The organism is Glycomyces paridis (assembly GCF_004912155.1).
GTDB lineage: Bacteria > Actinomycetota > Actinomycetes > Mycobacteriales > Micromonosporaceae > Glycomyces > Glycomyces paridis.
Map to the genome: position 1 here is coordinate 399,108 of NZ_STGX01000003.1, position 10,267 is coordinate 409,374.

Below are 10,267 nucleotides of genomic sequence, written 5' to 3' on the forward strand. Positions count from 1 at the left end.
CGGGCACCGATCCGGGAACCGCGTTCACCCGCGCGCCGCCCGCCCGGCACCATAGAGCCATGTCGCACGAACTCGTCGCCTATCTCGGCGTCATGGACGCCGGGAAGTCCACCCTCGCCCTCCAGTACCACCACTCCCTCGGCGGGAACGGCGTCGTGTACACCTCGATGGACCGCGGCGGCGAGGGCGTCGTCTCCAGCCGCCTGGGCCTGAGCCACGAGGCCCGCGAGGTCAAGCCCGGCTTCGACATCTACGACGACCTCGCGGCGCTGCGCCCGCCGTACGTCGTGGTCGACGAGGTGCAGTTCCTCGAAGCGCCCAAGCAGATCAACCACCTCGCCGACGCCGTCGACGGCCTCGGCATCGACGTCTACGCCTTCGGCCTCAAGACCGACTTCCTCGGCCGCCTCTTCCCCGCCTCGCAGCGCCTCATCGAGCTCGCCGACCGCGTCGAGGAGCTGCCGGTGCGCGTCAACTGCTGGTGCGGAGAGCGCGGCACCCACAACGCCCGCGTGCGGGAGGGCGTCATGGTCTTCTCCGGCGACCTCGTCGAAGTCGGCGACATGGACTCCTACACCGTCCTGTGCCGGCGCCACCACCGCGCCGGGCTCGCCTGAACCCGTGTGAGCCTGCTCGCCGGGGACCCCACGACCGGCCCGGCGCACCCGAGACGCCCGTACTGTTGGACGCGTGACCGACCTTCCGGAAGCCGTGTTCCCGCAAGCCGTCCTCTTCGACATGGACGGCACCCTCGTCGACAGCGAACGGGTCTGGGACACCGGCATCGAGGAGCTCGCCGTCCTCCTCGGCGGCACCCTCGACCCGCTCGTGCGCGCCCGCATGGTCGGCACCAACGAGGACGCCTCGGTCCTCATGCTCCTCGAAAGCCTCGGCAGGCCCCTCGCCGAGGCCCCCGCGCGCCAACTGTGGCTGCGCGCCCGCATGAAGGAGCTCTTCGCCCTCGGCGTCGACTGGAAGCCCGGCGCGCAGGACCTGCTGCTCGAATCGCGCGCCGCCGGCATCCCGACCGCGCTCGTCACCTCCACGCCCCGCGAACTCGCCGACGTCATCATCGACCAGCTCGGCGCCGACAACTTCGACCTCACCGTCTGCGGCGACGAGGTCGACCACCGCAAGCCCGACCCCGAGCCCTACCGCGCCGCCGCCGCCAAACTCGGCGTCGACATCCGCCGCTCGGTCGTGCTGGAAGACTCCGTCTCCGGCGTCGCCTCCGCCCTCGCGGCCGGCGCGGTCACCCTCGCCATCCCCAGCGAGGTCGCCCTCCCCGAGGACCTCGACGTCCTCCTCCTCGACACCCTCGAAGGCGTCGACCTCGACTACCTCCGGGCCCTGGCCCCGACCCGCTGAACCGCAAAAGCCGTTGACCGGCCCCGCCGTCTCCACCAGTCTGGGCGGATGCCAGCGCAACCGGCCGAACCGGCCCACACCATCGTCAAAGCCCTCGCCGACCCCGAACGGCTCCGGGTGTTCGCCGAGATCGTCCTCGCCGACGCCCCCGTGGCCGTCGCCGACCTCAACGCCCGCCACCCCCGCGCCGAACGCGCCCTCACGCGCCTGTTCGAGGCGGGACTCCTCACCCGCGAGGACGGCCGCCTCCGCGCCGCGCCCGAGGCCTTCCGCGACGCCGCCGCGGCCGCCCGCGCCGCCAGGCCCGACGCGCCCGCAGACGTCGCCCCCGAGGTCGCACCGCTGTACTCCGGCGGCCGCATCGCCGTCCGCCCCGTCAACCGCCGCACCCGGGTCGCCCTGCTGAACGACCTCGCCGGACGCCTCTTCGCCTTCGACCGCGTCTACACCGAACGCGAGATCACCGAGGCCCTCGCCGCCGAATACGACGACCCGCTCCAGCTGCGCCGCGACATGATCGACGAACTCCTCCTCGAACGCACCGAAGGCGGCCGCGAGTACCGCAGGCGCGAGGCCCCGCCGATCCCCTAGCCCCGCTCAGCAGGCGGCGAGACCGGACCGCGGCGCCAAGGCGTCGCGGTGCCGCTCACCCCAGACCTCCAAGGGCGCCAGCGCCTCCCCGAGCGAGAGCCCCAGCGGCGTCAGCGAGTACTCCACCCGCGGCGGCACCTCCGCGTACAGCTCCCGGTGCACGATCCCGCTCGCCTCCAACTGCCGGAGGTTCTCGGCGAGCACCTTCTCGCTCACGCCGTCGAGCTTGCGCCGGATCTGCCCGAACCGGACCGGCCCCTCGGCGAGCACCCACATCAGGTGCATCTTCCACTTGCCGCCCACGACATCGATCGCTATCGACATGCCGCAGGTTTGATCTGCGTCACTCGCCGCCTGCATCGGACCCCCTCCGGCCGTATTTCGAACCTCGACGTAAGTAGCCCCACCCGAAGGTGCGGTCTTGCAGAGCCTATCCGGCCGGGCGAACATGGATCCCGTCAACACCACCAGTGATCCACCAATTCGCAAGGGGCACAACATGTCTGCCAACAAATCAGTGACCGTGATCGGCCTCGGCCCGATGGGCCGCGCCACCGTCAAGGCCCTCCTCGACGCCGGATACGACGTCACCGTCTGGAACCGCAGCCGACCGGGCCTCGACGCCGCCGCCGCACTCGGCGCCCGCCCCGCCGCCACCGTCGCCGAAGCCGTCGCCGCCAACGACACGGTCCTGCTCTCCCTCATCCACTACGACGCCATGTACGGCGTCCTCGAACAGGCCCCCGCCGACCTCACCGGCACGACCGTCGTCAACCTCTCCTCCGACTCACCGGACAACACCCGCAAGGGCGCCGCATGGGTCGCCGAACGCGGCGGCGCCTTCCTCACCGGCGCCTACATGACCCAGAGCGACGACCTCCACCACGCCGCCTCCCGCCTCTACGTCAGCGGCCCCAAAGCCCTCCACGACACCAACCGCACCCTCCTCGAAACCCTCGTCCCCACCGTCCACCACCTCGGCGAGGACCACGGCCTCGCCCAGGTCTACTACCAGGCCGGCCTCGCCCAGTTCCACGCCTTCCTCACCTCCTTCGAACAGGCGCTGGCGATCGTGGAGGCCTCCGGCGCCGACATCGACCGCTTCGTCGCCTTCGCCACCGAGTCCCCGGAGAGCAACGTCGACTTCATGCGCTACTTCGCCGAGTCCGCCAAGCAGGGCGGCTGGGGCGACACCGCGAACCTCAAGATGATGCACGCGGGCGCCCAGCACGTCATCGACACCGCCGAAGAGGTCGGCGTCGACGCCGACCTCACCCGCACGATTCAGGACTACTACCGGCGCGCCCTGGACGCGAGCGAAGCGACCGGCCAGGCTGTCCCCGTCTACCGCGTCCTGCGCGGGAAGGCGTAGGACGCCATGACCGCAACCGCCGTCACCGTCCTCGGCCTCGGCGCGATGGGCTCGGCCGTCGCCGAACGCCTGCGCGCCACCGGCCGCACCACCACCGTGTGGAACCGCACCGCCGCCAAGACCGCCCCGCACGCCGCCGCCGGATCGAAGACCGCCGCCACCGTCGCGGCGGCGGTCGCCGCGAGCGACCTGACCCTGGTCGTCCTCCTCGACCACGCCGCCGTCCGCGAACGGCTCGAACCGGTCGCCGCCGACCTCAAGGGACGCACGTTGGTCGACCTGACCACCACCACCCCGAACCAGGCCCGCGAAAGCGCCGCCTGGGCCGCCGCACACGGCATCCGCTACGTCGACGGCGCCGTCATGGCCGTCCCCGCCATGATCGGCACCCCGCAGGCGCGACTGCTCTACTCCGGCGACCACGACGCCTACACCGACGCCCTCCCGGCCCTCGAAGCCCTCGGCACCGCCGAGTACGAAGGCGCCGACGCAGGCCTGGCCGCCCTCAAGGACATGGCGCTCCTGTCCGCGATGGACCTCATGTTCCTCGGCTACGTCCAGGCCATCGCCATGATGCGCACCGCCGGAACCGCCGCCGCCGACACCGCGGCCGACGTCGAAGCATGGCTCGCCGCCATGCTCCCGCACGGCCGCGGCATCGCCGACGTCATCGACGGCGGCACCTACGACACCGGCGGCCAGAGCGTCGACTTCGACCGCCGCGGCCTCGCCTCCCTCATCAACGCCAGCCGCGAACAAGGCGTCCGCGCCGACCTCCTCGAACCGCACCTCAAACTCCTCGACGAACTCGCCGCCACCGGCCGCGGCGCGAGCGACTGGCCCCGCATCATCGACCGCCTCGCCATCCGCGAATGACACCGAAGGAGACCGCCATGCCCAAGGGCACCGTCAGCATCCTCGGCCTCGGCGCGATGGGCTCGGCCGTCGCCGCGCGCCTGCGCGAGACCGGCCACGACACCACCGTCTGGAACCGCACCCCCGCCAAGGCCCGACCGCACGTCGAGGCCGGATCGGCACACGCCGCCACCGTCGCCGAAGCCGCCGCCGCGAGCGACCTCGTCGTCACCGTCCTCCTCGACCACGCCGCCGTCCGCGAACACCTCGACCCCGTCGCCGACCACCTCGCGGGCAAGACCCTCGTCAACCTCACCACCACCACCACACCGAACGAAGCCAGATCCACCGCCGCCGGGGCCGCCGCACACGGCATCGGCTACCTCGACGGCGCCGTCATGGCCGTCCCCGCCATGATCGGCGACACCGCCCGCCTGCTCCACTCCGGCGACCACCACGCCTTCACCACCGCCGAACCCGCCCTCAAAGCACTCGGCACCGCCGAATACCAAGGCGCCGACGCCGGCCTGGCCGCACTCAAGACTGTGCTTCCTTCGAAGACGCGGCGCTCCTCTCGGGCATGTACCTCATGCTCACCGGCTTCCTCCAGGCCGCGGCCCTCATGAGCACCGTCGGCGTCAGCGCCGCCGACACCGCCGAGGAGGTCACGGCCTACAACACCGCGATGCTCCCGCTCGTCTCCGTGTACGCCGAGATCATCGACCAGGCGAAATACGAACCCGCCGTCGACCAGGACATGGACTTCAGCCGCTCCACGTTCGGCTCCCTCATCGCAACGAGCCGCGAACAGGGCATCCGCGCCGACCTCCTCGAACGCGTCAAGAAACTCGTCGACGAAGCCGCCGCCACCGGCCACGGCGCCGCCGACTGGCCCCGCGTCATCGAAAGCCTCCACATCCGCTGACGCACCACCGAACACCGAAGGAGACCACCATGCCCAAGGGCACCATCACCATCCTCGGCCTCGGCGCCATGGGCTCGGCCGTCGCCGACCGCCTCCGCGCCACCGGCCACGACACCACCGTCTGGAACCGCACCCCCGCCAAAACCGCACCCCACCGCGCCGCCGGATCGAACGTCGCCTCCACCGTCGCCGAAGCCGCCAACGCGAGCGACCTCGTCCTCGTCGTCCTCCTCGACCACGCCAGCGTCCGCGAACACCTCGAACCCGTCGCCGCCGACCTCAAGCACCGCGTCGTCGTCAACCTCACCACCACCACACCGAACGAGGCAAGATCCACCGCCGCCTGGGCCGCCGCACACGGCATCACCTACCTCGACGGCGCCATCATGGCCGTCCCCGACATGATCGGGCGACCAGGCGCACGCCTCCTCTACTCCGGCGACGAGAACGCCTACGCCATCGCCCGCCCCGTCCTCGAAACCCTCGGCACCGCCGAATACGAAGGCACCGACGCCGGCCTCGCCTCGCTCAAGGACATGGCACTCCTGGCCGCCATGTACCAGATGTTCGGCGGCGTCCTCCACGCCATCGCCATGATGCGCACCGTCGGCGCCGCACCCACCGACACCGCCAGAGACCTCGTCGACTGGCTCGGCGCCCTCATCCCGATCGCCGCCGACTTCGGCGCCGACGTCGAGAAGCGCGAATACGCCGCCCCGCCCGGCCAATCCGTCGACTTCACCCGGCCCGCACTCGCCTCGATCATCACCGCCAGCCGCGAACAGGGCATCAGCGCCGACTTCCTCGAACCGGTCAAGAAGCACCTCGACGAACTCGCCGCCACCGGACGCGGCGGCGCCGAATGGGCCAGCGTCGTCGAACAACTCACCATCGAATAAGCCCACCAGGGGCGGGGGACCGGCCCCCGTCGAGCGACTGAACGGGGCGGGGGACTACCCTCCCGCCCCCAACAGCGCCAGCTTCTCGTACCCGTCCGTCCCCGGCGCCGCGCTCAACGTCACCAGCAACTGCCCGCTCCCGTCCGCCACCCGGAACTGCTCCTTGTGCAACCGCAGCACCCCCACCAGCGGATGATCGAACCGCACCTCGCCCTGGATGCAGTCCACCACCTCCGCATCCGCCCACAGCTCACTGAACCGCCGATGCCGGATCGACAGCTCCCCGATCAACGCCGCCATCGCCGCGTCCTCGGGGAACAGCGCCGCCATCTTCCGCAACTGCGCCACCGTCTCCGCCGCCACCGACTCCCAATCCGGGAAGAACTCCCGCGACTCGTCCTCGAACAACAGCCGCGCGAAATTCGCCCCCTCCAAGGACCAACCGAAGCCCCCCAGCAGCAACCGCATCATCCGATTCGTCGCCAGCACGTCCTTGCGGTGATTCGAGACCATCGCAGGGAACGCCTCGATCCCCTCCAGCATCGTCCGCAGCGGCAGCCCCAGCTCCGCACTCGGATGCCCCGGCTCCAACCGCGTCATCCCCGCCAACCGGTGCAGATGCCGCCGCGTCGCCTCGTCCAGACCCAGCGCCCGCGACACCGCGTCCAGCACCTGATCCGAAGGACGCTTCGCCCGCCCCTGCTCCAACCGCGTGTAGTAGTCCACGCTCACTCCCGCCAGCAGCGCCAGCTCCTCGCGCCGCAGGCCCGGCACCCGTCGCCGGTCGTGTTCCGGCAATCCCACCTCCGCCGGATTCACCCGGGCGCGCCGCGCCTGGAGGAACTTCCCCAGATCAACCACGTCCTCGAGCTTGTGGATCCCGATCGCATCAGACGACATCACTCAAACCTCCGCGGCAAGTATCACCGCGTCCGCGCTCCGACGCCTAGGTCTGTCAGTCCTAGGGTCGAAGGACCCCAGGTCGAACAGACGTCTGGCAGCCCCCCGCCCGCCCCGCCACCATCGACCCATGCACATCCACCACGTCTACGCCCACCCCCACGCCGACTCCCTCAACGCCGCACTCCGCGACGAGACCGACCGGACCCTCACCGCCCTCGGCCACACCCGCACCCTCAGCGACCTCTACGCCATGCGATGGAAGGCCGTCGCCGACCACGACGACTTCGCCGCCGAACCCGACCGCCACTTCATGACCGCCGCCGGCGAGGCCTACCGCACCGGCGCGCTGGCGGCCGACATCCGCGCCGAGCACGAGCGCCTCCTGGCCGCCGACGCGCTCCTCCTCCAGTTCCCGCTCTGGTGGTTCTCCATGCCCGCCATCATGAAAGGCTGGTTCGACCGGGTCTTCACCAACGGCTTCGGCTACAACACCGCCGAGCACTACGGCGCCGGCGTGCTCGCCGGGAAACGCGCGATGCTCATGGTCACCACCGGCGCCACCGCGGAGACCCTGAGCGGCCGCGGCATCGGCGGCCCGCTCGACGACCTGCTCTTCCCGATCCAGCACGGCACCCTCTTCTACACCGGGATGCGAGTCCTGCCGCCCTTCGCGATCCACAGCGCCTGGGCGGTCGACTCGCCCGGATTCGCCCGCGAGACCAAGCGCCTGCGCGAGCGCTTGGAAACCCTCGCCGCGACCGATCCGATCCCCTTCCGCACCGAGTCGAGCGGCGACTACGACGCCGCGGGCCTCCTCAAACCGGGCGCCGAACGCCCCGGCACCACCGGATTCGCCATGCACACCGCCTGACACGCGAAGAGCCGGAGCGGCCTCGGCCGCTCCGGCTCGCAGACTCCGTCCAGCCGACGAAGGACGGGTCTACTCGAACGGGAACTTGTCCGCGAACGCGGGCTTCAGATCATCGATCCACACCGCGTTCTCGTCGAACTTGGCGTAGAACGGGCGCCCCACGATCCCGGGGTTCCGCGCCTGGAGCATCCGCAGGGAGAACACCTTCTCCTCGCCGATCTCCACGACGCCGTCCACCGCCACCTTGCCCGGCGTGGCCGACATCGAAGGGCCCCTGACGGTCCGGCACAGGCCCGAGACCTGGCTGAACGCGTCCCGGTAGATCTCCCAGGCCCGCCACAGCGGCACCGAGAAGTAGTCCTGCGGGCCGGTGTCGCGCTCGATGAACATGTAGTACGGGATCATCCCCAGCTTGTGCTGGGTCCTCCACATCCCCGCCCACTGGTCCGCGTCGTCGTTGATCGTCCTGATCAGCGGCGCCTGCGTCCGGATCACCGCGCCGGTGGACCTGATGCGCCGCACCGCCTCCCGCACGATGTCGGACTCGAGCTCCTTCTGGTGCGAGAAGTGCGCCATGAACGCGAGGTTTCGCCCCGAGTCCACCACCCGCTCGAACAGCCGCAGCGTGTCCTCCGCGTCCGGGTCCGAGACGAACCGCTGCGGCCAGTACGCCAGGGCCTTCGACCCGATCCGGACGGACTCGACGTGGTCCATCTCCAGCAGCGGCTCGATGTACCGCCGCAGCACCGGCTCACCCATGATCATCGGGTCGCCGCCGGTCAGCAGCACGCTGCTCACCTCGGGGTGGTCGCGCACGTACCCCGTCAGCTGCTCGACGTCGTTGTTCGCCATCTTGAGGTCGGCGATCCCCACGAACTGCGCCCACCTGAAGCAGTAGGTGCAGTACGCGTGGCAGGTCTGGCCCTGCTGCGGGAAGAACAGCACCGTCTCGCGGTACTTGTGTTGGAGCCCGGGGATCGATTCCTCGCCCTCCTTGGGCACGTTCAGCTGCAACTGCCCCGCCGGATGCGGGTTGAGCTTGAACCGGATCACGTTGGCCGCGGCCGTGACCTCCTGCTTCGGAGCGTCGGCCTTGAGCAGGCCCGCGATGTGGTCGATGTCCTCGGCGGGCAGCATGTCCTCGGTCGGGAAGACGAGCCGGAACATCGGGTCCTCGAACGGGCGCTCCCAGTCGATGAGCTCATCGACCACGTAGGCGTTCGTCCTGAACGGCAGGACCGACGCCACGGCCCTCGTACGCAGCCGCTGATCCTCCGTCAGCGGCGCTCGCTGGAGCAGTTCCTCCAGATGGCGGATGGTATAGGCGTGGAACCGCCTACCGGTGTTTTCAGGAGCAGTCACGAGAACTCCCTCCTCTTGCTTGTAGGTATGCAACTGGGCAGGCAGGCCTGGTTACAAACAAGTGCGCGAAACCAACGCTCACCGCGCCTCCCGCAGGCGTGAGCCCGCGTTCCGCGCCGCGGCGTTTCCGCCGCGGATGGTGCACCCGATGCTTTCGCGCACACTGTGCGTGAAGTATGAAATTTTCAGTCGATTGTGACGACCCTAACCCAGGGTCGCCTCAAGCGAGATCGGGACCGCCTTGAGCGCCTGGCTCACCGGGCAGCCGTCCTTGGTCGCCGCGGCGATCTGGTCGAACTCGTCCTTGTCGATGCCGGGCACCACGGCCCTCACCGACAGGGCGATGCCCGTGATCCCCGTGCCGGGCTTGAAGTCCACGCCGGCTTCGGTGACGATCTCCTCCGCGGTGTAGCCGGCCTTGCCCAACCCGGCCGACAGCGCCATGGAGTAGCAGGAGGCGTGAGCCGCGGCGATGAGCTCCTCGGGGCTGGTCTTGCCCTCGGGGTCGTTCGCGCGCGACGCCCAGGTGACAGGGGTGTCCGGCAGTCCAGAGGACACGAAGCTGGTGACACCGCCCCCGTCCTGGAGGCCACCGGTCCATCGGGTGCGTGCGTTGCGAGTGACTGACATGCGTTCTCCTCTGATCGGAGTTCCTTCGCTCGCAGGCTAACAGCCGAAGACGGCACCGGATGACGGTCCGCGACGGCGGCCGGGCTCGCGCCCGACCGCCGCTCGTCTCGACGTCTTTCCCGAAGTTCTTGCCGTCTTCGCAGGTCAAGCGTATCGTCGAACCTTGGGTGACCCCCCTGGTTTCGGCCCCTTCGGGGGTGTGTATATTTGTCTCTGCCCGCAGGGGAACGGAACAGCCGAGGAAAACGAGGCCGGTCCGGAGATCACGGAAGTACGCGACAGGCTCGAAGTCATGGCGCGGCCCGGATCGAATTGCGGGGATCACCTGAGACTTCATAGAGGCTCAATCGCGTGTGACCAGGGTCAAGGACCCTGAGTTGGACAGCGCGGTTCGAGACTAGTAATGTTGTTCGGGTTGCTCCGGCGGAGAAGGAATCCTCATAAGGATCGATTCATCGTCATGGCGTGTTGTTTGAGAACTCAACAGGGTG

The 10,267-nt window shown here is 69.7% G+C and carries 13 protein-coding genes; 9 read left to right on the top strand and 4 right to left on the bottom strand.

Annotated features, from left to right (window positions below):
* Positions 1-59: 59 nt before the first annotated feature.
* The 3 genes from E9998_RS06030 (at position 60) to E9998_RS06040 (ending at position 1,959) form a co-directional block, all read left to right on the top strand.
* Positions 60-617 carry a thymidine kinase gene (locus E9998_RS06030; protein WP_136528792.1) on the top strand — a complete coding sequence of 186 codons (558 nt, stop codon included), beginning with the start codon at positions 60-62 and terminating at the stop codon, positions 615-617.
* Between the two features lie 73 nt (positions 618-690).
* Entirely contained in the window at positions 691-1,368 is a 678-nt protein-coding gene (locus E9998_RS06035; RefSeq protein WP_240037515.1) for an HAD family hydrolase, read from the top strand.
* A 48-nt stretch (positions 1,369-1,416) separates the two neighbouring features.
* Positions 1,417-1,959 carry a DUF2087 domain-containing protein gene (locus E9998_RS06040; RefSeq protein WP_136528793.1) on the top strand — a complete coding sequence of 181 codons (543 nt, stop codon included), beginning with the start codon at positions 1,417-1,419 and terminating at the stop codon, positions 1,957-1,959.
* Positions 1,960-1,965: 6 nt separating this feature from the next.
* On the opposite strand, the gene E9998_RS06045 is transcribed toward E9998_RS06040, so the two are convergent.
* Positions 1,966-2,319: a winged helix-turn-helix transcriptional regulator gene (locus tag E9998_RS06045; RefSeq protein ID WP_136528794.1), complete on the bottom strand. Its 354-nt coding sequence runs from the start codon at positions 2,317-2,319 to the stop codon at positions 1,966-1,968.
* Positions 2,320-2,458: 139 nt separating this feature from the next.
* Between E9998_RS06045 and E9998_RS06050 the strand changes: the two genes are divergently transcribed.
* From E9998_RS06050 to E9998_RS06070, 5 genes are read left to right on the top strand one after another with little or no spacing between them, the layout of a single operon-like run.
* Positions 2,459-3,331 (top strand): NAD(P)-dependent oxidoreductase, encoded by an 873-nt coding sequence (locus E9998_RS06050; RefSeq protein ID WP_136528795.1) that lies wholly within the window; start codon positions 2,459-2,461, stop codon positions 3,329-3,331.
* 6 nt (positions 3,332-3,337) lie between these two features.
* Positions 3,338-4,207, top strand: a complete 870-nt coding sequence (locus tag E9998_RS06055; RefSeq protein ID WP_136528796.1) for an NAD(P)-dependent oxidoreductase — start codon at positions 3,338-3,340, stop codon at positions 4,205-4,207.
* Positions 4,208-4,224: 17 nt separating this feature from the next.
* Positions 4,225-4,812 carry an NAD(P)-binding domain-containing protein gene (locus E9998_RS06060; protein WP_158299706.1) on the top strand — a complete coding sequence of 196 codons (588 nt, stop codon included), beginning with the start codon at positions 4,225-4,227 and terminating at the stop codon, positions 4,810-4,812.
* Entirely contained in the window at positions 4,767-5,111 is a 345-nt protein-coding gene (locus E9998_RS06065) for an imine reductase family protein (RefSeq protein WP_136528798.1), read from the top strand. The genes E9998_RS06060 and E9998_RS06065 overlap by 46 nt, the downstream gene beginning before the upstream one ends.
* Entirely contained in the window at positions 5,108-6,010 is a 903-nt protein-coding gene (locus E9998_RS06070; protein WP_275669496.1) for an NAD(P)-dependent oxidoreductase, read from the top strand. Before E9998_RS06065 ends, E9998_RS06070 begins: the two co-directional genes overlap by 4 nt.
* A 54-nt stretch (positions 6,011-6,064) precedes the next feature.
* Here E9998_RS06070 and E9998_RS06075 read toward each other — a convergent pair whose 3' ends face one another.
* Positions 6,065-6,910 carry a helix-turn-helix transcriptional regulator gene (locus E9998_RS06075; RefSeq protein WP_204745271.1) on the bottom strand — a complete coding sequence of 282 codons (846 nt, stop codon included), beginning with the start codon at positions 6,908-6,910 and terminating at the stop codon, positions 6,065-6,067.
* Between the two features lie 130 nt (positions 6,911-7,040).
* On the opposite strand from E9998_RS06075, the gene E9998_RS06080 reads away from it, so the two are divergent.
* On the top strand, positions 7,041-7,784 hold the full coding sequence (locus tag E9998_RS06080) for an NAD(P)H-dependent oxidoreductase (RefSeq protein ID WP_136528800.1): 744 nt from the start codon (positions 7,041-7,043) through the stop codon (positions 7,782-7,784).
* A 69-nt stretch (positions 7,785-7,853) separates the two neighbouring features.
* On the opposite strand, the gene E9998_RS06085 is transcribed toward E9998_RS06080, so the two are convergent.
* Entirely contained in the window at positions 7,854-9,146 is a 1,293-nt protein-coding gene (locus tag E9998_RS06085) for a KamA family radical SAM protein (RefSeq protein ID WP_136528801.1), read from the bottom strand.
* Positions 9,147-9,350: 204 nt separating this feature from the next.
* A complete protein-coding gene (locus E9998_RS06090) occupies positions 9,351-9,776 on the bottom strand; it encodes an OsmC family peroxiredoxin (RefSeq protein WP_136528802.1) in 426 nt (141 codons plus the stop codon).
* Between the last annotated feature and the right edge of the window lie 491 nt (positions 9,777-10,267).

Coding starts and splice junctions, on each gene's coding strand:
- E9998_RS06030 (WP_136528792.1), top strand. CDS start 60: ATGTCGCACGAACTCGTCGCCTATCTCGGCGTCATGGACGCCGGGAAG.
- E9998_RS06040 (WP_136528793.1), top strand. CDS start 1,417: ATGCCAGCGCAACCGGCCGAACCGGCCCACACCATCGTCAAAGCCCTC.
- E9998_RS06045 (WP_136528794.1), bottom strand. CDS start 2,319: ATGCAGGCGGCGAGTGACGCAGATCAAACCTGCGGCATGTCGATAGCG.
- E9998_RS06050 (WP_136528795.1), top strand. CDS start 2,459: ATGTCTGCCAACAAATCAGTGACCGTGATCGGCCTCGGCCCGATGGGC.
- E9998_RS06055 (WP_136528796.1), top strand. CDS start 3,338: ATGACCGCAACCGCCGTCACCGTCCTCGGCCTCGGCGCGATGGGCTCG.
- E9998_RS06060 (WP_158299706.1), top strand. CDS start 4,225: ATGCCCAAGGGCACCGTCAGCATCCTCGGCCTCGGCGCGATGGGCTCG.
- E9998_RS06065 (WP_136528798.1), top strand. CDS start 4,767: ATGTACCTCATGCTCACCGGCTTCCTCCAGGCCGCGGCCCTCATGAGC.
- E9998_RS06075 (WP_204745271.1), bottom strand. CDS start 6,910: ATGTCGTCTGATGCGATCGGGATCCACAAGCTCGAGGACGTGGTTGAT.
- E9998_RS06080 (WP_136528800.1), top strand. CDS start 7,041: ATGCACATCCACCACGTCTACGCCCACCCCCACGCCGACTCCCTCAAC.
- E9998_RS06090 (WP_136528802.1), bottom strand. CDS start 9,776: ATGTCAGTCACTCGCAACGCACGCACCCGATGGACCGGTGGCCTCCAG.